Source organism: Mucilaginibacter inviolabilis (assembly GCF_011089895.1).
GTDB lineage: Bacteria > Bacteroidota > Bacteroidia > Sphingobacteriales > Sphingobacteriaceae > Mucilaginibacter > Mucilaginibacter inviolabilis.
Genome location: NZ_JAANAT010000005.1, coordinates 216,184 through 240,213, shown reverse-complemented (window position 1 = coordinate 240,213; position 24,030 = coordinate 216,184). Strand labels below are relative to the sequence as shown.

Sequence of the window (24,030 nt, the reverse complement as noted above, 5' to 3'; positions counted from 1 at the left end):
AATTGGCTCTCCGTGGGTTATGTTAACACCATGGCTAAAAAACCATTATTGGAGTTTACCGACAGGGGGATTTATTGCACCCGGGGCAAGTTTTATATTGATCCCTGGCAGCCTGTTCATGATGCTGTGATCACCCATGCACATGCCGATCATGCTTACCCGGGGCACAAACATTATCTGGCGCATCATCTGTCAAGGGAAGTATTGCTTTATCGCCTTGGCGAAATTCGGCTGCAAACCGTGGAGTATGGCGAAACAGTGATGAAAAACGGCGTATCCATTTCGCTATATCCGGCAGGGCATGTAATCGGTTCGGCACAGATCAGGGTGGAGTACCAGGGCGAGGTTTGGGTAGTATCCGGCGATTATAAGGTAGAGGATGATGGTATTTCAACCCCGTTTGAACCCGTAAAATGTCACCACTTTATTTCGGAATGTACCTTTGGTATGCCGGTTTACACCTGGAAGCCCCAAGTGCAGATATTTGACGACATCAATAACTGGTGGCGCGATAACCTGCACAATAATATGGCTACGGTTTTGGTAGGCTATTCCTTAGGCAAAGCCCAGCGCATACTGCAAAATCTCGATCTGTTTAACGGCAAGGTGTACACCCATGGCGTTATTGAAAATACCAACGAGGCTTTGCGCCGTAACGGTGTACTATTAAATCCAACGGAAAGAATTACCCCCGACTCTGCTAAAGAAGAAGTACGAAAAGGGATCATCCTGGCGCCGCCATCATCGGTAGGAACGCCCTGGATGAGCAAATTTCAGCCTTATAGCTTTGGCTATTGCTCGGGCTGGATGGCTATTCGCGGAGCCAAACGCCGGCGGGCGGCCGACCGTGGTTTTGTACTCTCTGATCATGCCGATTGGAACGGACTCATCAGTGCCATTGATGCCACCGGCTGCGAAAGCGTTTACCTTACCCATGGCTATACTGCCACGTTTTCAAGATATTTAAATGAGATAGGTTTTGATGCCCACGAGGTGCATACCTTGTATGGAGATGATGAGGAGGCTTCACTTCAGTCTCCTCCGGAGGAAAAGCAAGAAGACCAGGATAAAAATGAAAGTAATGTCCTCTCCTTTGGAGAAGATTTAGGTGAGACTGGAGGGGCAGTTTCATGAAAGCCTTTGCCCAACTTTTCCTGTCGTTAGACGAAACCAACAAGACCAACGAAAAGGTCAGGGTACTGAAAGACTATTTTAACACTGTACCCGATAACGATAAAATGCATATGCTAGCCCTGTTCACCGGGCGTAAACCCAAACGGCAGATCAATTCTACCCTGGTGCGTACCTGGGCTATCGAGGCATCTCATATACCCGCCTGGTTGTTTGAAGAAAGCTATCATGTGGTGGGCGATCTGGCCGAAACCATGGCGCTGCTGATGCCCGAAACCGCCAGTAGCAGCAATAAAACCCTTACCGAATGGATAGCCGAAATTAACGCGCTGAATGATAAAACCGAAGCCGAAAAAAAGCTGTGGCTACTGGATTCATGGGCCATGCTCGATAGCCAGGAACGGTTTGTATTTAATAAACTGCTTACCGGCAGCTTTAGGGTAGGGGTATCTCAAAACCTGGTGATCAAAGCGCTGGCAGATATTTCTGGGTTGGCAGCTACCGTGCTTACCCACCGCATTATGGGGAGCTGGCAGCCCGAAACTTATCAGTATGCCCAATTGATGGACGAGCAGGATAGTAACGAAAATACATCGAGGCCCTATCCGTTTTTCCTGGCCTATCCCATACAGGAAACCTCCGAGAAACAAAAAACTCCCGCCGAAGTAGGCGCCGCACTTGGCGATGCTGCTGATTGGCAGGCCGAATGGAAGTGGGATGGCATACGCGCTCAGCTCATCAAACGAGGCGGCGAAATATTTATCTGGAGCAGGGGCGAAGACCTGGCTACCGAAAAGTTTCCGGAGCTGCACCCTTTTTTAAATGCCCTGCCCGATGGTACCGTGATTGACGGCGAGATACTGAGCTTTCAAAACGGCTTACCCATGCCTTTTAATGTACTGCAAACCCGAATCGGGCGTAAAAATTTAAGTAAGAAAATACTGGAAGAAAGCCCTGTCGCCCTGATCGCTTATGATTGTTTGGAATATGCGGGCGAAGATATCCGTTATAAAACCCAAACAGAACGACGGGCCATACTGGAGCAATTACAGGCAGCAACGCCCTATCCGGAAGTGTTCCGGATATCGGCATTGATTAAGTTTGATACCTGGGATGAGCTTGGGCTGATCAGGGAGCAATCGCGCGCTATGATAGCCGAAGGTATTATGCTGAAGCGCAAAAGCGCCACCTACCAGGTGGGGCGCCGCCGGGGCGACTGGTGGAAATGGAAGATCGATCCGCTGTCGGTCGATGCGGTGATGATATACGCCCAAAAAGGCCACGGTCGCAGGGCCGACCTGTACACCGATTATACCTTTGCCGTTTGGGATGGCGATAAACTGGTGCCTTTTGCCAAAGCGTATTCGGGCTTAACTGATGCAGAGATCAATAAGGTTGATTATTTCATCAAACGCAACACCATCGAAAAATTTGGCCCGGTGCGTACCGTAAAGCCCGAACTAGTGTTTGAGATAGGCTTTGAAGGTATTAACCGGTCAAGCCGGCATAAATCGGGCATCGCCCTGCGTTTTCCGCGTATACTGCGGTGGCGACATGATAAACCTAAAGAAGAGGCCGATACTTTGGAGAATTTAAAGGCTTTGCTGGGCGATTGATAATTTAATACTGCTTCACCTGATTAATTTATTTACTTTGCTGTACAAATTATAAACCGCACACGGATGATCATTATTAATAACTATAACGAATTTGAGGAGCAATTAGGTAAAGATTTAGGGGTATCTGAATGGCATACCATCACCCAGGAACAGATCAATAAATTTGCCGATGCGACGCTTGATCATCAGTGGATCCATACCGATCCGGAAAAAGCTAAAACCGAAAGCCCTTTTAAAACAACCATCGCTCATGGTTATTTGACCTTGTCGCTCATCCCTTATTTGTGGAAACAGGTGGCCGATATCCGCAATCTTAAAATGGAGATCAACTACGGTATCGAAAACCTGCGTTTTGCTCAGCCAGTGTTGGTAAATGACAAAGTACGACTGAAAGTGAAACTCTCCAGCCTGATTAACTTACGCGGCGTTACCAAAACCACCATGACCATCGAACTGGAAATTGAAGGTCAAAAGAAACCCGCCTTTGCCGGTGATGTGGTTTTTCTGTATCATTTTATTGATTAGTAGCCCCACCCAACCCTCCCCTGAAGGGGAGGGCTTTAAATAGCCAAAGTGATTTTAAAAGTCTCCCCCTTTAGGGGGAGATTTAGAGGGGGCTTATATAATCCCAATGCCATAAAAAGGCGCTCATAAACCCGGGCAGCAACCCTATCATTACATTTGTGTTTATCATCATTATGGACACAAAGAAAATCCGTTTAAGCGTGCTCGACCAGTCGCCGATAAGAAAAGGCGCCACTGCCGAGCAGGCCGTAAAAGAAACCATCCAATTAGCAAAATATACCGAACAGCTGGGCTACACCCGTTACTGGGTTTCCGAGCACCATAACACCGGCATCCTGGCCGGTTCAACACCCGAAGTACTCATCGCTTACCTGGCCTCGCAAACCCAGCGTATGCGTATTGGCTCGGGAGGTATCATGATGCCTAATCACAGTACCCTTAAAGTTGCCGAAAACTTCAGGATGCTCGAAGCGCTTTTTCCGGGCCGTATCGACCTGGGCATGGGCCGTGCACCGGGTACCGATCGTATTACAGCGTCGGTGCTTAATCCTTCAAACCAATTCAGGGAAGATGATTTTGTAGAACAGCTGACCGATCTGAACAATTATTTTCACGATACCTATGAACCCGGCACCATACAGGCTCGCATCAGGGCTATCCCACAGGTGAAAACCGTGCCCGATAAATGGCTGTTAAGTTCAAGCGGACAAAGCGGGTTGTTTGCCGCGCATTTTGGTATGGGCTTTTCTTTTGCGCATTTTATAAACCCAAGCGGCGGTCCGCTCAATGTGAAGCTGTACCGCGAACGTTTTCAACCGTCGGATGATCTGGCTCAGCCGGAGGTAAACGTTGCCATATTTGTTTTTTGCTCAGAAGATGAGGAGAAAATAAAGCAGCACCGGGCCGTGATGGATCACCGGTTTTTGCAGTTTGAAAAAGGCGGTCCCATTGTTCCGCTGAGTTATGCCGATGTGAAAGACGAGGTATATACCCCAAGCGAACTGGAACGCATCAGGCAGAACAGCTACCGCGTAATTACCGGCACACCCATGGAGATCAAGAAAAAACTCACCTGGCTGGCCGAGGATTATGATGTGGATGAAATTATGGCCGTAACCATCACCGAAAATTTTGACGACAGGCTAAAGTCATATGAATTGCTGGCTCAGCAGTTTGAATTGTAATAAAATCCCAAGATACCTGTAATTCCATGAATATGTCATTGCGAGCGTAGCGTGGCAATCTCCTCGCATTCTTATGAATAGCTACGAGATTGCTTCGTACCTCGCAATGACATATAGGAGGCGTGTTGTAGGTTGTGCTGTTAGATGCCCTCTTCATCTCCCCACCGCACAACAAAAATTTTCCCCTCACAACACACACACAACCACCTTTTTTGCGTTAGATAGTAATCATTCTAAAACTGTAAAAACTTTATTTGGGTTTTAATCGTATCTTTGGAAAGATTATAAATAACATTCAAATTCTAATTCATTCAATTCAGTGGTAATCATAATATTCTTTATAGCGCATTGGTTTTTGTCGCTATTCTTCCAAACGTTCTTTTTACATAGGTATGCTTCTCACAAAATGTTCACTACGAACAAGTTTTACGAAGGGGTATTTTACCTGCTTACTTATATCTGCCAGGGCTCGTCATTTTTAAACCCACGGGCTTATGCCATTATGCACCGCGAGCACCATGCTTACAGCGATACCGAGAAGGATCCACATTCGCCGCACTTTTTTAAGGATGTTTTTCAGATGATGATCTACACCTCAAAAAGCTATAGCATGCACGTGAAAAGATTGAAAGATCCCGAAGAGCGTTTTAAAGGAAATATACCCGAGTGGCGTTTTGTTGACTATATAGGTTCATCTATGGTATCGCGTATATCATTCGGTATACTATACATCGCTTTTTACGTAGTTTTTGCTACCCAATGGTGGATGTACCTGTTAATCCCTATTCATTTTTTAATGGGCCCTATCCATGGCGCTATCGTAAACTGGTGCGGTCATAAATATGGTTACGCTAATTTTGACAATGGCGACAAATCAAAAAATACTACCCCCTTTGATTTTTTAATGCTGGGCGAATTGTTTCAAAACAATCACCACAAACACCCCAACCGGGCCAATTTTGGTGCCAAATGGTTTGAGATAGACCCCGTTTACCCGGTGATGAAACTGATGCACTGGATGCGCATTATTAAACTCAGAAAAGCATATTTGTAGTTTAGAATAAAGATTTTTGGAGCAAGGAGTAAGGACTACCTTGTGATATTATTGAAGGCGAAAAATAAATTCAGGAGGATTTATTTTTCGCCTTTTTTATTTGAGATAAAATGTGATTTTAAATAGTTTGTCATGCTGAACATAGTGAAGCATCTAATCGTCAATATGCAAAGTTCACGAATAGATCCTTCGTTCCTCAGGATGACAAATTCTTTTTGGCTTTTATTTATTCTTTATCAGTTTAAAAGTCCACTCTTCCCATGGCAGGCGATGAGATCGGGTGAGTCTAGTCATCAGGTTGGTTTATCCATGCTCTTAAAGTCCTTTATCTTTGGTCCATCTATCCTTAATCCTACCAAATACCTATATTTGCCGCTCATAAAATTCATATTTCCATGAGTATTTCCGTATTAGCTCAAAATCTGCGCGGCTCTGAGATCATCAAGATAGCAGGCGAGATAAACGAATTGAAAAGACAAGGCCAAAATATTGCCAATTTAACCATCGGCGATTTTGACTCCAATATTTATCCCATCCCAACCGAACTGAAGGACGGTATTGTTGCGGCATATAACCAAAACCAAACCAATTATCCACCGGCCGATGGTATGCTTAATCTGCGCCAGAGTGTTTCGGCATTCTTAAAGAAAAGCTTTAACCTGGATTACTCTGCAAATAATGAAATACTGATTTCCGGCGGTTCACGCCCATTGATCTATTCTACCTTTCTGGCGGTTGTTAACCCCGGCGAAAAGGTAGTATTCCCTTTACCATCATGGAACAATAATCACTACAGCGATTTATTGGGTGCTGATGCCATCATGATACCTACCAGGGCCGAAAATAACTTTATGCCTACGGCCGATGAGATCCGCCCGCATTTAAAAGGCGCGGCATTGCTGGCTTTATGCTCCCCATTGAACCCAACGGGTACCATGTTTGACAAAAAAGACCTGGAAGAAATTTGCGACCTGGTGATTGCCGAAAATAAAAGCCGCGCAGCAGGCGAAAAACCGCTGTACCTGATGTACGATCAGATCTATTCGCAACTAACCTTTGGCGATTTTCAGCATTTTGATCCGGTTACGCTGCGTCCCGAACTGAAAGATTATACCATATTTATCGACGGTGCTTCCAAGTGTTTTGCCTCAACCGGGGTAAGGGTAGGCTGGGGTTTTGGTCCGGCACACGTTATTGATAATATGAAAGCCATTGTGGGGCACATGGGTGCATGGTCGCCTAAGGCCGAGCAGGTGGCTATGGCCAGCTTTATTACTAATGATGCAGCTGTTGATACCTATCTGACAGCTATCAAGGCTAAAATTCAGGCCAGTCTGAATGCACTGCACGAGGGATTCCAGGCATTAAAAGCCGAGGGTTTCCAGGTAGATTCTATCCAGCCAATGGGCGCCATCTATCTGACCCTGAAAATTGATTACGCCGGAAAAACTACACCAGATGGCACCGTGCTGAAAGACTCGGCCGATATTAACTTCTACCTCATCAAAGAAGCAAAGGTAGCTTTGGTGCCATTCTCGGCTTTTGGTACCGGCGATGATGTAAGCTGGTTCCGTGCCTCCGTAGGTACTATTACCGCCGAAGATATCCAACAACTGATACCACGCGTTAAAGCCGCTTTGGCCAAATTGAAATAAATATCATTTATATAGATTTACAAAGGCCGTCATGCTTGCATGATGGCCTTTTGTTGTTAATAACAAAACGATGTTGATCTTCGCGCGATTGTAGAGGCGCATATTTGCGTCTCCGAATTTGCAAGGTTTACCGGCATGGTGAAAGACGAATGTGATGCGTCTCTGCATTTTATTTTCGTAGAGACACATTACATGGGTCTCAGAGAATGCATCTTGTCCACACAGGGTCTCTCGGAGAGGGGGGCCTGCGTTTTGACTTGTACAGAAAAGTACCTCAGGGTCCTTTTCAGAAAACTCTAAGGGACGGAAATTCACGCATGGCTTACTAATACGCTGATGCAATAGGTCAATAATGCCAGAGATATGATCATACAGATAACCCCTCCAATTTTTAGGTTGATCATAAACCACCGCTCTTCACTCATTTTTTTTATGAACTCTTTGCTGAAGCTATATTTAATTCTGAGATCAATTATTTTTTTTGGATGGAATACGGCAAAAAAACCAAAAACGAACAGGAAAATAATACAAAAGATAGTTGCAAGATAAGGCAGTTCGGATAATAAGGTTTTCATATCGGCTATTTAAAACTGAAGTTAAAAAATATAAAAATGATATATAGCATGTAAATGGGGCTTTTGCGAAAAGTCCGCCGCTCCCGCGAGATTAGCGCGGCGTATCTCGTGGGTTGCATGGTCAAAGCCTTCGGCTTCTGTTCAACTGAAAGCTGAAGCCACATTGATCACGAGTTGAAGACCCTCGATACCGAATGGTTGTGATATTAAAAGATAAATTATTTTACAAATAAGAAAGTAAAACTTATTCAGGTGAAAACTGTTGACTATAAAAACAATATAAACATTCACTCACTATGAAAAAGTTAAGTTTAATAATGATGGTCGCGTTGTCGGCATCGATTTTCCAGGCATGTAATAATGGCGCCAAAACTGATAGTAAAGAAAGCGCAGACAGCGCAAATCATACCAAAGACACCACTACAACCGGCGCTACAGGCATTGCGGTTGATAAGGACGACGCTAAGTTTGCCACTGATGCTGCCAACGGCGGCATGGCCGAAGTTGCCGTAGCCAAAGTGGCAGAGCAAAAAGCGGTTAACCCACAGGTGAAAAAATTTGCCGAAATGATGGTGAAAGATCACAGCAAAGCCAACGAGGAATTAATGGCCATTGCCAAAACCAAAAACATTACCCTGCCTGCTGAGCCAAGCGAAGACAAGCAAAAAGAATTGAAAGATCTTTCGGCTAAATCAACCACCGATTTTGATAAGGCTTATGTTGATGCCATGGTTGATGGGCACAAAAAAACGATATCGATGTTTGAAGATGCAGCCAAAAACTGTAAAGATGCTGATCTGAAAGCATTCGCCACCAACACACTGCCAATCATCAAAGGTCACCTTACCGAAATAGAAGCCATTAAAAAAGGAATGAAATAGATGTGCAGATATGCAAATGTGCGGATGTGCAAATTAACTCCTTTGTTTTAAATGTACAGATGATCGCAATTAATTCTGTTAATTTTAAAATTCTGTAAACGGCGAAGCCTTCAACGAAGTTAATTCTGATTCAGACGAAATAATTGCGTATCCTCAGGAGTATCATCACCACGGCCCTGCTTGCTTTGAAAAATGCAAGCGGGGCCGTTTGGTTAAAGGAAACAACCAGCTTAAAAAATGGTTTTTTGGTATACAGTTCATTAACGATCACTTTTTAAAGTTTTTAAAACACGTTAAAACCGAATTGGAATTTGTTAAATAGGGGTGAAATCAATTATTTCGAATGAGTTTTAAGCTGTTTTTATATCACTTTCGATCAGAAATTTGTTAAAATTCAAGGTTTAAAAAGTATTTTTGAGACATACGTTGTTTGTTTCTTGTAATAAGCTAAAAAACTAAATAAGCAAAAGCTTTCGGCCTTCGGCTTTGAGCTTTCAGCTCACGAATAATTATCTATCTATGTCATCAAAACCAATCGTTACCGGCCTTATGGCCTACGGCATGTCGGGCCGGATTTTTCACGCGCCATTTTTAACCACCAACCCGGGTTTTACCTTTAAAGCCGTGGTGGAACGCCACGAAAAAAAGGCAGGCAAAGTTTATCCCCATGTAATCAGCTATAATACTACCGATGAATTGTTGAACGATGCCGAAATTGAGCTGATCATCGTCAATACGCCCAACAATACCCATTTTGACTATGCCGTGCAGGCGCTCAACGCAGGTAAACATGTACTGATAGAAAAACCGGCTGCAGTAACGTCATCAGAGGTGAAAGCCTTGTTCGATCTGGGTAAAAAGCTGAATTTGAAAGTGATGATCTATCAGAACCGCCGATACGATAGCGGTTTTATATCGGTAAAAAAGGTAATTGAAAGTGGTCGCTTAGGCGAACTGATCGAAGTACATTTCAGGCTGGACAGGTACCGGATGCCTATTGGAGCCAAGGTGTTTAAAGAAACCAAAGAGACGCCCGGCAATGGCCTTACCTATGATTTGGGTGCGCACCTGGTAGATAATGCCATCAGCATATTTGGCAAACCACTGAGCTATGTGAAAACAACGGCTTCGCACCGCCCCGGCTCGCAGGTTGATGATTATTTTAATATCCATCTGTCGTACCCTAATCAGCTAAATGTATACTTAACCTCTGGCTTACTGATAGCCGAACAATTACCCGGCTTTGTGATTCACGGAACGCTGGGGAGCTTTGTAAAGCTGCGCACCGATGTACAGGAGGCGCAACTGGATGCCGGCATGATGCCAACCGACGAAGGTTTTGGCATTGAACCGGAAGGCAGCGAAGGTAAACTGGTGCTGATGGGTGTTGATAATCAGAAAACAGTAGAGTGGATACCGTCAGACAAGGGTAATTATAATGGTTTATTTGACGCGGTTTATCATACCGTGCGCGAAAACGCGTTGTTCCCTATAACCGAAGAGCAAATAGCCTGGCAGCTGGAATTGCTGGAGAGTTAAAAATATCGTAAATATGCTTAATGAAATTCTATATTAATCTAATGAAAAAGATATATCTGTTCCTTTGTTTGCTTATTGCGGCCGGCTGTACGCAGGCTCAAACCCTTGGCGCTAATTCAGGTATCCCGCCGTATCATATATTAACTACGGATAGTGTGTATGTTACCCCGGCCAATCTGAAGAAGAACAAACCGGTGATGCTGATTTATTTTGCGCCGGATTGCGGCCATTGCCAGCACCTGATGTACGATCTGAAACCACAACTAAAAAATCTGCAGGATATGCAGATCGTACTGATCACTTTTGTTACCCAACTGAAAGCCATACAGGTTTTTCAGCGCGACTTTGACCTGGCTAAGTATCATAACATTACCATTGGTACCGAAGGGTATACTTACCTGGTGCAAAAATACTTCCAGATAAAAAATACGCCATTTATAGCCATTTATGACCGCAATGGCAAGATATCCAAAACTTACGACAAGGTGCCAACTATCCCGGTATTGATAGCTGCTGCTAAAAAAGTATAGGCCTCAGATGTGCAGATATGCGAATGTGCAGATGTGCAAATGATTAAAAGATGTCCAGTTTTTTCATCCGCACATCTGAAATCCGCACATCTGCACATCGTTATTGTTGCTGCTGTTGTTGTTGAATGATCTCCATATGGCGCTGATAGCTGTTTTTAGGGTATTCGGTCACTGGTTGAAGGTGGGCTGCCTCGTGAATGGTATGGTTATCATAGGCATAAGCAGGGGAGTTTTCATCGTCAACCGTTACAGAAACTTCGAGCCTATGGCCCGATGAGCCTTTGTAAACGCCTTTTACGGGAGAGCAATCCGGGAAACTACGACCCACGGCCAGTCGTACATGAGTTTCATTAGCTATGCAGTTATTGGTAGGGTCGATACCCAACCAACCATAATCCGGTATATAAGCCTCGGCCCAGGCATGGGTAGCCCCTTCGCCGCGCATAGCGCTGCTGTTGGTGCATATATAGCCGCTAACATAACGTGCCGGTATCCTGAGCAGGCGAAGCATTACCATTAAAATATGGGCAAAATCCTGGCAAACACCGGCCTTTAGTTGCCAAACTTCGTCGAGCGTGGTTTCAACAGTGGTAACACCCTTAATATATTCAAAGTTCTGGTATACGTAGTTGCAAAAACGTAACGCTATCTGGTAAGGTGTATCGTCCGTTGATCTTTCCTGTTCAACAATAACCTGCAACTCACATAGGCCTTCAAAGTATTCCTGTTTTAAAAAGTCAATATAAGGTACCATATATTGCAAGCGTTTCAGATCCTCCCACTGCTGTTCGGGGAAAATATCGTTCACTGGCAAGGGACGGTGGCGGGTGATCACATCCAGTTTGGAGTTAATGGTGAGTTGGGAATGCGGTTCGCTATAGGTAAAACTTCCTACTTCATTGCCATAATAGTCAACATGGGTATCAACAACCGGGTTGCCGGTTATATGCAGTTCCTGCTTTACCACATCCTGGTACTCATCTTTTATGGGGAAAAGGATAATCTGATTAGCACTGTCACGTACCGGACCTTCGTAAGTATAGCGGGTTATGTGTTGTATTTTAAATTCGGGCATAATTGTCAAATTAAATTATGAATTGGCAAAATAGTATTCATTCAGCGAGTTGCCTACGTTGTATAATTCAGTCCGGATCTGGGTTAAAAAACCGTGCAGGCCTTCCTGTTTAATGCTGCGTACCGAACTGTACTTGATACGGCTTTGCAAGCGCCCTATCTGGAACGACATTTCCCTATAGGTATCCACATTGGTATCGTTTTTCAACCTGTCGAAATAGCGTTGGATATTGTTGACCGCGTAAATAACCGATCGTGGAAAATCATTGTTGAGTACTACCTGCTCCAGTATATTCTCGGCTTCAAAACCCTCGCGGTAGGTTTTCAGATACAGCTCATAGCCGCCTAAGGAAAGCAAAAGATGTTTCCAATAAGTGGTATCGGTAAGCAGGTTGGGATTGTCACTTACCGAGCTGAATTTGGTATCCAGAATATCGACCGATTGTATGGCCCGCTCCAGGTATTTGCCAATGTTCATAAAGCTGCGGCCTTCACCACGTTCCATCGTGATTTCCACGGTGCCGTAATATAGCATTACCTGCTTTATCAAAACATCCAACACACCAATCGGGTCTTCCCGCTGCAGGGCGCGTTCTATTCGCTGATCTTTTACGGTGTGATAATACTCGTTAAGGCATTGCCACAGATCCTTGGTGATATGTTCCTGAACGCCACGGGCATTTTCACGGGCCAGGGTAATAATGTTGAGTATGGAATTTGGGTTGTTTTTACCCGTTACCATATATTTTAAAACCGACCGGCTATCATTATCCAGCGTGTCTGCATCGGTTTCATGCAAACCAACAAATATCCTGATCACCGGCTCCCAGGTAAATTCCTGTACGGTATCCTGCGATGAGGCATAATTAATTTTGAGCATCCGCAGCATGCCGTCGCTGCGCTCAATGTAACGGCTTAACCAATAAAAACTTGCTGCAACTCTGCTTAACATATGTGCCCCCTAACCCCCTAAAGGGGGAATATTTTTAATAATGAATATTGAATTTCCAATATCGAATGATGAAGTACGGGCATCTCCATAAGTTTTACTTCGGTGTTCATTATTCAAAATTCGATGTTTGATATTATTGTCTTTTGTTCTTTTATCCCTCCCCCTTTAGGGGGCCGGGGGGCTTAGCACCCAGGTATCCTTACTGCCACCACCCTGCGAGCTGTTTACTACCAGCGAGCCTTCTTTAAGGGCCACCCGTGTTAAACCCCCGGGTACTATCTCAATGCCATCAGGGCCGTAAAGTGCGTAGGGGCGAAGGTCGACACGGCGGGGTTTTAACAGGCCCTGCATATAACAGGGTGCCGCCGAAAGACTAATAGTTGGCTGAGCAATAAAATTGCGCGGATCTTTCAGGATCTCTTTTTTATAATCGTCAATTTCCTGTTCAGATGCGGCATGGCCCATGAGCATACCATAACCTCCGCTGCCATTGGTTTTTTTAACCACCATGTTGTTCAGGTTTTTGAATACATGTTCGCGCTCATCAGGGTTGCCTAATTGATGTGTAGGTACATTTTTCAGGATCGGTTCTTCGTTCAGATAATAGCGTATCATATCCGGAACGTAAGCGTAAACCGCTTTATCGTCGGCAACGCCGGTACCTGTAGCATTTACTATGGCCACATTGCCTTTGCGATAGGCGCCCATAATACCGGCAACACCCAGCATACTCTCCGGGTTAAATACCAGCGGATCAAGATACTCGTCGTCAACCCGGCGATATATCACATCTACCTGCTGCAAGCCGGTTGTGGTTTTCATATATACCTTATGGTTATTAACCACCAGGTCGCGCCCTTCTACCAATTCAACACCCATCAAACGGGCGAGGGTAGTATGCTCAAAATAAGCCGAGTTATAGATTCCCGGACTTAGCAATACAATAGTTGGGTTTGATATTTGCCTGGGCGAAAGCGCTAGTAAGTTCTTATACAATATGGTTGGATACTCCGTTACACTACGAACCCCGCATTGCGGCAGCAGATCGGGAAACAGGCGCTTGGTGATCTCGCGGTTTTCGAGCATATAGCTTACGCCAGATGGGGTGCGCAGGTTATCTTCCAATACATAAAAAGTACCGTCTTCATCGCGGATCAGGTCGATGCCCGATATGTGCACATATATATCATAGGGCACTTTAAGCTGGTACATTTCGCGCAGAAAATGCGGACAGGAGTAAATAATATCAATAGGTACTATACCATCCTTTACAATAAACTGGTTGTTGTATATGTCCTTCAGGAAGAGATTAAGGGCCGTAAGTCGTTGCTTAATACCCTTTTCTACAAAAGCCCACTCACCAGCAGTAATAATGCGGGGGATGATATCAAAGGGGAATATCTTTTCGATACCCTCGCCGCTGTTATAAACCGTAAAAGTAATACCCTGGCTCATGAAAAGGCTCTTGGCGAGTTCTTCTTTTTTGTTCAGGTCGTCGGCTGATTCTTTCGAGATATATTCGATTACTTTCAAATAATGATCGCGAACGCTGCAATTGGCGCCATACATTTCGTCCCATACACCATTAATGGGATCGTATTTGTTAAAATAAGCTGATTCCTCCATGTTAAAATTGCTGTAATTAGAAATTTATCAATCAGTTATTTTTTATAAAATGTAATTTATGAAGTGTTTTTATAAAAAAGCAAAAATTTTGACAAAAAAATTCAATTATTTATATCAAATTTTCATTTTAACTGAATTTATGCTTGATAATTTCATTTTTTAATTGATTATTTATGCAATTATCAATTTTTATCAGGGAAAATTATAAATGAATTAGTTAAAACTAATAATGACTCAAGTTTTATCTTTACCATTTTTAAAACTATGATGGATTTTAAGATCACTTTTCCGGCCGGATATAACGAAACCAACGAGCTTGATGATAATATCGATGTACACATCATATTGGAAAGCGGTGATGTGTTTGTAGCGACGCTATTTACGCTGGCTAATATTCAAAGATTAATGGCCCAATCCAGTTCGGCCAGTTTCTGGGGATCTGATATGATCATCGCGGCAAATTTGAGCCGGGAAGGTATAAGAGATACGATACAGGAAGTTATTGACGATGAGTATCTGGAACATGCCTGCACCCATATTGGCAGGATAGAAAAGCGGTACGCAGGTATGTCCTTTGATCAAATACCGGATATGGCCGATGGATACAAGCTCATTGGGCAAAAAGGTTGATAATTAAGGGATATAAAAAGAGGCTGTATCATCAATCGGATTGATCCTTATTGATATTGTATCCTTTATGAATTGACGTTAATTTATGAAAAAGTGGGTTTACACTTTTTTCATATAAAAAACACTTAACTATTTGATTATTAATTGTTTAAATTGATGTTAACCTTAAAAAGTGTAAACCCATGTAAACCCACTTTTTGTTAATGGAGTCAATCCAACTCATAATTATGCATCAATTCATGATTGGCACAACAATAAGTATCCGGATAAATCAAATAAAAAAGAGGCTGATCATGATTGATGATACAGCCCCTTTAGCGATATATTTAGGTTGAAAATTAAACGCGGATATAGATCTTCTTTTTATCCAGTATCCAGCCCACACACCAGCAAATAAGCATGTAGCTAATGGCAAACAACAGTGAACCAATAGCGCCAGGAGCTATTACCTGATAGAGGGAGGTATTGATCCAATCGTAAAAACTGGTGCCTTTAACGGTGAACATATAAAAGAATATCACCAGTATTTCTGACAGTACATAAATAGGCAGCGGATTTTTGCCCAGGATAGTAAAAAAGCGCGTCCAGTTGCCTTTGTTCCAGTTGTTGATCTCCAAAGCGTAAACAAGGAAGGAAAGGATCACCAAATCGAGCCCGGTAGTAACCAGTACAAAGGAGCTTGTCCACAATTTTTTATTGATAGGGAATACCATATTCCAGCAAAGGGCCAGAAAGATGAACAGTGCCCCGGTAAGCAGCATTTTGGCAATGGTATCATAACCCTTACCTTTTTGTTGTATGAATTTGCCGGCATAGTAGCCAACAACTACGTTCACGATAGCGGGCAAGGTGCTCAGGATGCCTTCGGGATCAAATGCTATTTTTTCGCCATGATACATGTGGCTATCGCCCAGGATAAACTTATCCAGGAATATACCTGCGTTACCGGTCATGCTCAACGGATCATTAGGATCGCCAAAAACCAACAACAGCACCCAGTAGCCAATTAGTAACAGCACAGATAAAATAACGACCGACTGCTTTGACAGAAAGTGGATCATGAGTGATGCAAAGCAATAGCATAAAGCTATGCGCTGTAATACACCCATGATGCGGGTATCTGCAATAGGTGATAAGGAAATATGGCCACCCTTGAAATTAAAAAACGGGAACCAATACATGAGATAACCGATTAAGAAAATAAGGAGGGTACGTTTAAAGATTTTGCTCAAAACCGCCGTATTACCCATTTCCTGATAGCGTTTCATCGAAAAACTCATGGCATTGCCTACTGCGAACAAAAAAGAAGGAAATACCAAATCGGTAGGAGTAAAGCCATGCCAGGCGGCATGCTCAAGCGGCGAAAAAGGAGCCGCACCGCTGCCAGGCGTATTTACAATGATCATAAAGCAAATGGTCATGCCCCGAAACACATCCAGCGATAAAAACCGCGTTGATGATTTATTCATAAAAAAATAATATTAGGTTTTGAATATTTAAAACAGGAAGGGCGATAAGTGGTATTTAAAAAACATACCGGAATAAGGCATTCCGGTAAGTTTGGAGTGAATTTTTATTAATGATAGCCAGGGTTTTGTTTAAGCTGTGGTGTACCACCTTTTGAACTCAGGTCAATCTGGCTTAGTGGTATAGGGTAATATTCATTCTTGCCTTTAATGAATTTACCTCCGGTTAAATCGTTGGTAAGCGTACTTTCATAAGCTATGTAGGCATTAAGCTCGGTATCTGCTATACCCCATCTAACCAGGTCAAAAAAGCGGTGACCTTCCATGGCCAGCTCAATTTTGCGCTCAAAATAAATGGCTTTAAGGGCAAATGCCTGGCTTGTAAAGGCACCAGCCGGATAAGGACTAACCTTATAATTGGCTGCCGGGTCAGTAGTAAAACCACTGGTTGGTTTGCTGTCATCCTTATAGGTATGCACAAATCCGGTGGGGTCTGTAGCTCTGTTACGTACGATGTTAACATAACTTTCAGCTTTATCCAGGTTGCCGAGTTGTGCTTCAACTTCTGCAGCCATCAATAACACATCGGCATAACGGATAAGATTATAGTTTATGCCTGAACCTGGGGCCCATGAAGTATTATCGCCATTTACATTCTGCTCGGCCTGGCCATACACATTTTTGATGGGTGAATACGGGCCGCCAAATTTCTGATCCCTTATCCAATCGGCACCAGGATGGTTTCCCCAGTCAAGATAAGGTATACCCCGGCGGCCAACAGTCCAATCAAGACGGGGATCAATCGTTCCATCGTCCAAAGTAAAATCGGCGCTTGATGGTATGCCAATATCGGTTTTGATGGGATGGCTGTTATAATCGTCAAGATAAGGTAAGCCTGTAGCCGGGTTAGTGCGGAAATGGTTTGCCAGATCAATGGATGGTTGATAGAAGCCGCAGCAACTGAACGGACTACTATTGCCATAAGGAAAGTTTAGCATATCGCCATTGTTAGCATTTGAAGGGCCGTTTGGGTCTGTATTAGCTGCAGCCTGCACTGCAAATACCGATTCGGCGCTGTTGTTAGTAGCTGTTCTGAAATTATCATTAAAATGGGCGTTTAGCGCATATTTTTGACCACCAGCAGTTACCCCCTGAGTTATAACCGCATCAAAAACAGGTTTAGCATCGGTATATTTATGCTCGTACAAATAAGTTTTAGCTAAATATGCACCTGCCGCCCATTTATTGGCCCGGCCAACTTCGGGTTGTGTATTTGGCAGATTGTCATAGGCATATTTAAAATCAGCCTCAATTTTTGGCCAGATGTCGGTATTGTTAGGCTGGTTGATATCCACGGTTGTTTCATCAATATAGGGCACCATATTGAACATCTTTTTAAGATCGAAATAGTAATGAGCCCTTAAAAACCGGGCCTGGGCCAATATATTGGCTTTAGCAGCATCTGTAATGGAAGGTATGGCATTAGTAGCCTTGATGGTATTGTTAACACGCGATATGCCTTCATAATCGGCCTTCCATTTACTATTGAAAAAACCGTTACTGGCATCGGCATTATATTTTGCCATAGGCTCTATCTGTTGCTGATCGCCGGCTATACTGCCTTTGTGCGCGTCGGCACCCAGAACCCCTCCATATATCCAGTTATCAGGCGAAGCTTCCCATGAGCCGCCGCCTCCTATGGCTGCATCGCCGCCTTGCTGCCCGTCTAAGGCTGCATAAGCGCCAACAAGCAACTGGTTAGCGCCTGCTTCGGTTTGTAAATATTGTGGTAGTAATGCACCGGTAATTGGTTTATCAAGGTATGATTTTTTACAGGCGCCAAGCGCTAAAGCGCTTAACAAGGCTGCTGATATATATCTTTTAGCTTTCATTGTAATCCTCCGTAGTATTAATGTTATAATGAAAAATTAACTCCAAATAAGAAAGTGCGCGGACTGGCGTAGCTTCCTTCGTCAATACCAAAATCTGTTGTTGTGCCGCCAAGCTCCGGATCAACCCCTTTGTAGCCGGTTAGCGTAAACAGGTTAGTTCCCGATACATAGATCCTTAGTTTTTGGATCCCTACTTTTTTTAGTGATGCCAAATTAAAGGTGTAGCCAATCTGGGCGTTACGCATACGTACATAGGTGCCGTTTTCTACGAAATAAGAGTTAGGAGTAGCGCCGCTGCTGGTTGATGCATCCAGCTCCTGTATCGGGGCCGAAGCATTTTGATGGGTAGGTGTCCATGAGTCGTTAAGGGCAGTATAACTTTTAGCAGTTCCGAATGAAGCATAAAAATCTCTCCAGTATTTTACGCTGTTCCAGATTTTATTGCCAAAGGAACCATATAAAAATACGCTGGCATCAAAGTTTTTATAGTTTACGCCCAGGTTTAAGCCAGCAGTAATCTTGGGATTGGGATTTCCTATGAAAGTACGGTCGGCAGACGTAATTATACCATCGCCATTAACGTCCTTATACCTGAAACGGCCAACCTTTACATCTGATTGATAAACCGCATTTGGGTCATTAGTGATTTTTTGAGCGCTGGCATTAGCTGCGTCTATTTGGCTCTGGTTATTCCAGAAACCTACTATTTGATAACCATAAAATTCGCCCATAGAGTGCCCAACCTGGTTACGGGTAATAGGGCCATCGAAACGACTTGTTGATGTACCTGTAAAGTAGTCAGCATCATCAGATACTTTTAAAATTTTATTATTGTAAGTTGTTATAGTTCCAGTAGCATTAAAGCTAAGGTCGCTGCTGGCTTTAAAGTTGCCCGTAATAGAAACATCTAACCCGTCTGTTTTCATTTTGCCAACATTTTGCTGAGGCAATTTACCGTTACCGGCAGTTGCCAACTGGTTGGCTTGAAATAGGAGGTCTTTAATGTCTTTCCGGTAATAATCAGCAGTCACCGCAATTTTGCCATCAAATAAAGTGGCATCAAATCCAAAGTTGGAGTTGCCATCTTTTTCCCATACAGCATTGGGATTAGCGATCTGTTGCTGATAGAAACCAGGAGTCAGATTACTTGTGCCATCAAGCGGATAATAGGATTGACCAATATTATTGCTGAAAGTAATATAAGGGTCTTGTGCCCCCATATTGATCTGGTTACCCATTATACCATAACCGCCCCTTATTTTAAGATCGGTAAGCCATTTGATGTTCTTCATGAAATCTTCCTGCGATATACGCCAACCGGCACTAAAGGCAGGAAAGTAGCCGTAACGATTATTAACCGGAAATACAGAAGCCCCATCACGACGAACAGTAGCATTAAACAGATACTTATTGTTATAAATATAATCTAAGCGGGCAAACTCCGAGAACAGAGATGATGATGCTTTGCTGCTGTAAGTATTTTTATTGTTTGTTCCGGTTGAAAGACTTACGTAATTGGGATCAAATGTATAAAAGCCTTGTATGCTACCCCCTAAGCTGCTGGTATGACTGTCTATTGCCTCTGTACCAACTACAACGGTCAGGTCATGTTTGCCAAATATCCTTTTATAAGAAAGTGTATTTGTCCAGTTGTAACTATAGTTATTATTGGCATTTTCGGTATAAGTATTTATGGTTGAATTCTCAACGTTTTCGTAGGTTGGATAGGTAAACGAATGATCATTGCTGTTCACAATGTCGCCGCCAAAACTTGTTCTCAGGGTTAATCCTTTGATAATGTCGGCTTCGGCGAATACGTTACCCAATAAACGATAGCTTGTTGTTGCGTTGTTTTTGGTGCGTTGTTGTATAGCTACAGGGTTGTTGGCATCGCCAAGACCAGTTCCGTAGCTCCCTGCATAATTGCCCATAATGTCATACACAGGTATAATAGGTTGCTCCCTAAGTGCATGTGCAATTACACCATCGGGGTTATTGGTGCTAACCTGTGGGTTTCTGGTGATAGAATAAGAAAGATTTTCGCCTACCCTAATGTGTTTGGTGATATTAAAGTTTGTATTGGAACGCAGGCTGTACCGTTTTAAGTAGGTATCTATCAAAGTGCCCTGCTGATTGAAATAATTTAAGGAGAACAGGTAACTGGCTTGTTCTGTGCTGCCACTTAATGATATATTATGACTGGTCATCGGGGCCGATTTAAATATCTCATGATACCAGTCGGTGCCAGCTTTATTAGCCTTGGTTATTCTGTAAAAATTATTATAATCATTGGCAGATGTGTAGAGTGGATTTACGTAATACTTTGATGGATCAACAGATGGATCGCCGTTTTTGGCTCCTGCAGGTGTAATGTAGTCAGGTAAGGTAAAAGTTGTCCCTGTGCCAGTTGGATTGTATAAAGGGTCAGTAAGGTCGGTAATGCCCGAATTTTTTGTTGCGGTTAATTTGAGGTCAGCTAATTGTTGCGGAGTAATAGTATTCCAAACGTTACCGCCTTTAGGTACCTGTGAGCCGTAATAAGCATCATATTGGATGTTTACCTTGCCTTTGCCCCTTTTGGTTGTAATGATGATAACTCCATTTGCAGCCCTCGCCCCATATATAGAAGCTGAACTGGCATCTTTTAGCACCTGTAATGACTCTACGTCATTCGGGTTAATGGTACTGATGTCATAGGTTTCAACACCATCAACTACATAAAGAGGGGTGTTATTACCAAAGGTATTAAACCCGCGTATATGTACCTGTGGTTCTTCGCCTGGCTGGCCTGAGCCTGTAACCGTTACGCCGGAAGCCTGCCCCTGAAGTTGACTATTTACCGACGATGATGCTTGTTTGTTAAGATCTTTTACGTTTACAACAGCTACGGCACCAGTCAGATCCTTTTTCTTTTGTGTAGCATAACCTACAACAACAACTTCATTTAATGATTTTGACTCTTCTGCCAGGGTTACGTTTATGCTGGTTTTGTCATTAACCGGTATACGCTGCGTTGTAAACCCCAAAAAAGTAAATTCCAGCGTACCGCTACCGTCGGGTAGTGTAAGGCTGTATTTACCATTAAGATCAGTTACGGTACCTAATGAACTACCGGCCAGTTTAACGCTTACTCCGGGCAATGGAGTGCCGCTTACATCTTTAACTATACCGCTTACGGTAACTGTTGCAATAGCTTTACCATCTGCTGGTTTGATAATAATGATATCATCAACTACCTGAAAAGTTAATGACTGGTTCTGAAGCACACTTTTCATCACCATTTCGATGCTGGCGTCCTGTAACTCCACGCTTATTTTTTTGTCGGTATTTACCTGGTCAAGTCGGTAAAAAACAGTGTATTTGCTGTTTTTTTCTATCTGCTTGAACATCTGTTTTACCGAGATATTATTGAGATTGAAATTGTAAACGTTTTGTGAATAAACGGCAGCATGTATGTGCATTATACCCATAAAGAGCAAAACAGTAACAAGCTTCATAATTTTAATGGTTTTTTGCCATGCACGCACAGCCATTACAGATTTTCTGTCAAAATTTATCATAAATTTGTGTTTGTTAATTAGTTAATACAATGCTTCCCCAAGCGTAGGGTATTAGCTATTAATTCTTTACATAGCCCGGAGTGTTAGCGCACACCGGGTTTTTTTATTGAAAGGAGAGAGGAGTTATTTTTTTGCCATAGCTGCTTTTTTAATGGTTTATGTTTTATAGTTGATTAGTTGGTTCTTTTGGTAATGGTTACAGTACTGCCATCTATAGTATAATCAATGTCTGTATTTCCTTTTATTAAGCCCAATACTTTATCAATAGTGGCTATATTTTTAAAGCTTCCGGAATATTTTAAATTTTGTAGCCCGGCATCATTGATGATTATTTTTACATTGTACCGGCGCTCCAGTACGCTGGATATTTCATTGAGCGTATTGCCGTCAAATACCAGCAAATCTTCTTTCCAGCCATCATACTTATCCATATTGGCCGAGTCGACTTGTAAAACCTGGATCTCGTTCAGCTCTTTGGTTGTTTGATCATCTGAGTTATAGGTGTATTTTTCTTTCTGTTGCTGATAATATATCCGCAGTACCTGCCTTGGTTTAACATATATACGGCTCATTTCGCGGGTATTGTTATCAACATTGCCCTCAACCGAAACCTCACCTTTAATAACCGTTGTTTCAAAGAAAGAGTCGTTAGGGTATGACTTCAAATTAAACTTGGTGCCGATATCCCTGATGGTATAATTTTTTGTATTAACAATAAAGGGGATAGTTTTTTTTCCGGGTGCTATTTCAAAGAATGCCTCTCCTTCTAAATAAACTGTCCGGTTTTTTTTACCAAAATCAGTATTGTAGTTTAACTTGCTGCCTGCGTTTAGCCAAACAAGTGTACCATCCATTAAAACTATTTTTTTAATACCTCCTTTATTAACAGATACTATTCTGATGCTTTGCACATTTTGTGAATAATGCCTTATCAAGAAAACGGAAAGCACACTAAACAGCGCTACAACGGCTGCTATCTTGCTCCATTTATATAATTGTCTGTATTTAGTTTCCCGCGGTATGGTCGATAAAAATTTTTGATATGCTTTTTCTTCATCAACAATCTCCGGCTTCAGGTACATCATATTTTGCCAGGCCTCATACAGCTGCGCAAAGTACTGCTCATTTTCCGGATGTGCTTTTACCCATTCCCTTACCCGGTCTGTCTCCTGCTCATCAGCCTCTCGGGTAATATACTTTACCAATAATAGTTTTATCTCGTCGTTATCCATTCTTATTATAATAGCAAGACAATCAAAAAACGGCTTACCCTCAAAGACTTTGAAAATATTTTTTTGTAGATATTCGGTAATGGGCTTTAAAACCCCGAATTAATTGTGTTTATATTACACTATGCAAAATGTTTTATAATTACTTTATCATTATTTCCATATTAAATTTGAAACATTTAATTTTTTTTATCTAACTTGTTAAAGTTTTTTAAAAAGTGCCTCATTTTGATTGGATTATGAATAAATGATTACTAAAAACGACGAAATACTCATTACCAAGCTTACGCAAGGCGACACAAGGGCATTTGAGGCTTTATTTAAGCTTTATTATACCCGGCTTACGCTTTTTTGCAATCGTTTTGTAAATGATCTTTCTATTTCTGAAGAAATTGTTGCTGATGTCTTCGCTCTTTTATGGGAGAAGGGGCATGAAGTTACTTTTTCAACTTCGGTAGGCTCTTATTTATTTAAAATGGTACAAAACCGGAGCCTGAATTATTTAAAACATCAGAAAATAGAGAATTTATATGTGGCTTACCTGGAAAAGAATAATCTTTTTGATGAGGTACGTAACACGGTTGAAAGCGGGTACGAAGAAAAAGAATTAACCCATCAAATTAACGCAGCTATTAATACCCTGCCCGAAAAATGCCGCGAAATTTTTGTGATGAGCCGTTTCAGCGATATGAAGTATAAAGAGATTGCCAGTAAACTCAATATTTCGCCCAAAACGGTTGAGCGCCAAGTGGGCATAGCACTTGAAAAACTGCGGCAAACTTTAAAACACGTAACCTACCTGTTTTTTCTATAATTACACCTGAAATTTTTTTACAAAAAGCAAATCTTTATCGGATATTTGATCGTAAAATAGTGCTGTTACGTAACCCCCTTTTGTAACTGGATAT

18 protein-coding genes are annotated in these 24,030 nt (G+C 42.5%); 11 read left to right on the top strand and 7 right to left on the bottom strand.

Features of this window, described 5'->3' with window-relative positions; all coding sequences use genetic code 11:
- The first annotated feature begins 30 nt into the window (after positions 1 to 30).
- The 9 genes from G7092_RS27695 (at position 31) to G7092_RS27655 (ending at position 10,693) form a co-directional block, all read left to right on the top strand.
- Positions 31 to 1,134 carry a ligase-associated DNA damage response exonuclease gene (locus tag G7092_RS27695; RefSeq protein WP_166094994.1) on the top strand — a complete coding sequence of 368 codons (1,104 nt, stop codon included), beginning with the start codon at positions 31 to 33 and terminating at the stop codon, positions 1,132 to 1,134.
- Positions 1,131 to 2,747: an ATP-dependent DNA ligase gene (locus G7092_RS27690; protein ID WP_166094992.1), complete on the top strand. Its 1,617-nt coding sequence runs from the start codon at positions 1,131 to 1,133 to the stop codon at positions 2,745 to 2,747. Before G7092_RS27695 ends, G7092_RS27690 begins: the two co-directional genes overlap by 4 nt.
- 66 nt (positions 2,748 to 2,813) lie before the next feature.
- Positions 2,814 to 3,275: a MaoC family dehydratase gene (locus G7092_RS27685; RefSeq protein ID WP_166094990.1), complete on the top strand. Its 462-nt coding sequence runs from the start codon at positions 2,814 to 2,816 to the stop codon at positions 3,273 to 3,275.
- A 173-nt stretch (positions 3,276 to 3,448) separates the two neighbouring features.
- Positions 3,449 to 4,459, top strand: coding sequence for an LLM class flavin-dependent oxidoreductase (locus G7092_RS27680; protein WP_166094988.1), 1,011 nt, complete (start codon positions 3,449 to 3,451; stop codon positions 4,457 to 4,459).
- A 319-nt stretch (positions 4,460 to 4,778) separates the two neighbouring features.
- Entirely contained in the window at positions 4,779 to 5,513 is a 735-nt protein-coding gene (locus G7092_RS27675) for an acyl-CoA desaturase (RefSeq protein WP_166094986.1), read from the top strand.
- 395 nt (positions 5,514 to 5,908) lie between these two features.
- Positions 5,909 to 7,168, top strand: a complete 1,260-nt coding sequence (locus G7092_RS27670; protein ID WP_166094984.1) for a pyridoxal phosphate-dependent aminotransferase — start codon at positions 5,909 to 5,911, stop codon at positions 7,166 to 7,168.
- An 871-nt stretch (positions 7,169 to 8,039) separates the two neighbouring features.
- The gene (locus G7092_RS27665; RefSeq protein WP_166094981.1) at positions 8,040 to 8,624 is read left to right on the top strand and encodes a DUF4142 domain-containing protein; all 585 of its coding nucleotides are present in this window, start codon (positions 8,040 to 8,042) and stop codon (positions 8,622 to 8,624) included.
- Between the two features lie 519 nt (positions 8,625 to 9,143).
- The gene (locus G7092_RS27660) at positions 9,144 to 10,163 is read left to right on the top strand and encodes a Gfo/Idh/MocA family oxidoreductase (RefSeq protein ID WP_166094979.1); all 1,020 of its coding nucleotides are present in this window, start codon (positions 9,144 to 9,146) and stop codon (positions 10,161 to 10,163) included.
- Positions 10,164 to 10,204: 41 nt separating this feature from the next.
- Positions 10,205 to 10,693, top strand: coding sequence for a TlpA family protein disulfide reductase (locus G7092_RS27655; RefSeq protein ID WP_166094976.1), 489 nt, complete (start codon positions 10,205 to 10,207; stop codon positions 10,691 to 10,693).
- 100 nt (positions 10,694 to 10,793) lie between these two features.
- On the opposite strand, the gene G7092_RS27650 is transcribed toward G7092_RS27655, so the two are convergent.
- The 3 genes from G7092_RS27650 to G7092_RS27640 all read right to left on the bottom strand — a co-directional run bounded on the left by G7092_RS27650 (position 10,794) and on the right by G7092_RS27640 (position 14,345).
- Positions 10,794 to 11,768 (bottom strand): transglutaminase family protein, encoded by a 975-nt coding sequence (locus G7092_RS27650; RefSeq protein WP_166094974.1) that lies wholly within the window; start codon positions 11,766 to 11,768, stop codon positions 10,794 to 10,796.
- 15 nt (positions 11,769 to 11,783) lie between these two features.
- Positions 11,784 to 12,719: an alpha-E domain-containing protein gene (locus G7092_RS27645; RefSeq protein WP_166094972.1), complete on the bottom strand. Its 936-nt coding sequence runs from the start codon at positions 12,717 to 12,719 to the stop codon at positions 11,784 to 11,786.
- 165 nt (positions 12,720 to 12,884) lie between these two features.
- Positions 12,885 to 14,345, bottom strand: a complete 1,461-nt coding sequence (locus tag G7092_RS27640; RefSeq protein ID WP_166094970.1) for a circularly permuted type 2 ATP-grasp protein — start codon at positions 14,343 to 14,345, stop codon at positions 12,885 to 12,887.
- Between the two features lie 264 nt (positions 14,346 to 14,609).
- On the opposite strand from G7092_RS27640, the gene G7092_RS27635 reads away from it, so the two are divergent.
- Positions 14,610 to 14,975 (top strand): hypothetical protein, encoded by a 366-nt coding sequence (locus G7092_RS27635; RefSeq protein WP_166094968.1) that lies wholly within the window; start codon positions 14,610 to 14,612, stop codon positions 14,973 to 14,975.
- 338 nt (positions 14,976 to 15,313) lie between these two features.
- On the opposite strand, the gene G7092_RS27630 is transcribed toward G7092_RS27635, so the two are convergent.
- The 4 genes from G7092_RS27630 to G7092_RS27615 all read right to left on the bottom strand — a co-directional run bounded on the left by G7092_RS27630 (position 15,314) and on the right by G7092_RS27615 (position 23,125).
- Positions 15,314 to 16,444, bottom strand: coding sequence for an acyltransferase family protein (locus G7092_RS27630; RefSeq protein ID WP_166094966.1), 1,131 nt, complete (start codon positions 16,442 to 16,444; stop codon positions 15,314 to 15,316).
- Between the two features lie 107 nt (positions 16,445 to 16,551).
- A complete protein-coding gene (locus G7092_RS27625) occupies positions 16,552 to 18,333 on the bottom strand; it encodes a RagB/SusD family nutrient uptake outer membrane protein (protein WP_166094964.1) in 1,782 nt (593 codons plus the stop codon).
- Positions 18,334 to 18,356: 23 nt separating this feature from the next.
- A complete protein-coding gene (locus G7092_RS27620; protein ID WP_166094961.1) occupies positions 18,357 to 21,893 on the bottom strand; it encodes a TonB-dependent receptor in 3,537 nt (1,178 codons plus the stop codon).
- A 173-nt stretch (positions 21,894 to 22,066) separates the two neighbouring features.
- Positions 22,067 to 23,125, bottom strand: a complete 1,059-nt coding sequence (locus G7092_RS27615; protein ID WP_166094959.1) for a FecR family protein — start codon at positions 23,123 to 23,125, stop codon at positions 22,067 to 22,069.
- A gap of 244 nt (positions 23,126 to 23,369) precedes the next feature.
- Here G7092_RS27615 and G7092_RS27610 point away from each other — a divergent pair, with 244 nt between their 5' ends.
- Complete coding sequence (locus G7092_RS27610) at positions 23,370 to 23,936, top strand: RNA polymerase sigma-70 factor (RefSeq protein WP_166094956.1); 567 nt, start codon at positions 23,370 to 23,372, stop codon at positions 23,934 to 23,936.
- The last annotated feature ends 94 nt before the right edge of the window (positions 23,937 to 24,030 follow it).

What these genes read in the sequence shown, in the direction of transcription:
- G7092_RS27695 (WP_166094994.1), top strand. Translation starts at nt 31, where the DNA reads ATGGCTAAAAAACCATTATTGGAGTTTACCGACAGGGGGATTTATTGC.
- G7092_RS27690 (WP_166094992.1), top strand. Translation starts at nt 1,131, where the DNA reads ATGAAAGCCTTTGCCCAACTTTTCCTGTCGTTAGACGAAACCAACAAG.
- G7092_RS27685 (WP_166094990.1), top strand. Translation starts at nt 2,814, where the DNA reads ATGATCATTATTAATAACTATAACGAATTTGAGGAGCAATTAGGTAAA.
- G7092_RS27680 (WP_166094988.1), top strand. Translation starts at nt 3,449, where the DNA reads ATGGACACAAAGAAAATCCGTTTAAGCGTGCTCGACCAGTCGCCGATA.
- G7092_RS27670 (WP_166094984.1), top strand. Translation starts at nt 5,909, where the DNA reads ATGAGTATTTCCGTATTAGCTCAAAATCTGCGCGGCTCTGAGATCATC.
- G7092_RS27665 (WP_166094981.1), top strand. Translation starts at nt 8,040, where the DNA reads ATGAAAAAGTTAAGTTTAATAATGATGGTCGCGTTGTCGGCATCGATT.
- G7092_RS27660 (WP_166094979.1), top strand. Translation starts at nt 9,144, where the DNA reads ATGTCATCAAAACCAATCGTTACCGGCCTTATGGCCTACGGCATGTCG.
- G7092_RS27655 (WP_166094976.1), top strand. Translation starts at nt 10,205, where the DNA reads ATGAAAAAGATATATCTGTTCCTTTGTTTGCTTATTGCGGCCGGCTGT.
- G7092_RS27650 (WP_166094974.1), bottom strand. Translation starts at nt 11,768, where the DNA reads ATGCCCGAATTTAAAATACAACACATAACCCGCTATACTTACGAAGGT.
- G7092_RS27645 (WP_166094972.1), bottom strand. Translation starts at nt 12,719, where the DNA reads ATGTTAAGCAGAGTTGCAGCAAGTTTTTATTGGTTAAGCCGTTACATT.
- G7092_RS27640 (WP_166094970.1), bottom strand. Translation starts at nt 14,345, where the DNA reads ATGGAGGAATCAGCTTATTTTAACAAATACGATCCCATTAATGGTGTA.
- G7092_RS27635 (WP_166094968.1), top strand. Translation starts at nt 14,610, where the DNA reads ATGATGGATTTTAAGATCACTTTTCCGGCCGGATATAACGAAACCAAC.
- G7092_RS27630 (WP_166094966.1), bottom strand. Translation starts at nt 16,444, where the DNA reads ATGAATAAATCATCAACGCGGTTTTTATCGCTGGATGTGTTTCGGGGC.
- G7092_RS27625 (WP_166094964.1), bottom strand. Translation starts at nt 18,333, where the DNA reads ATGAAAGCTAAAAGATATATATCAGCAGCCTTGTTAAGCGCTTTAGCG.
- G7092_RS27620 (WP_166094961.1), bottom strand. Translation starts at nt 21,893, where the DNA reads ATGATAAATTTTGACAGAAAATCTGTAATGGCTGTGCGTGCATGGCAA.
- G7092_RS27615 (WP_166094959.1), bottom strand. Translation starts at nt 23,125, where the DNA reads ATGGATAACGACGAGATAAAACTATTATTGGTAAAGTATATTACCCGA.
- G7092_RS27610 (WP_166094956.1), top strand. Translation starts at nt 23,370, where the DNA reads ATGATTACTAAAAACGACGAAATACTCATTACCAAGCTTACGCAAGGC.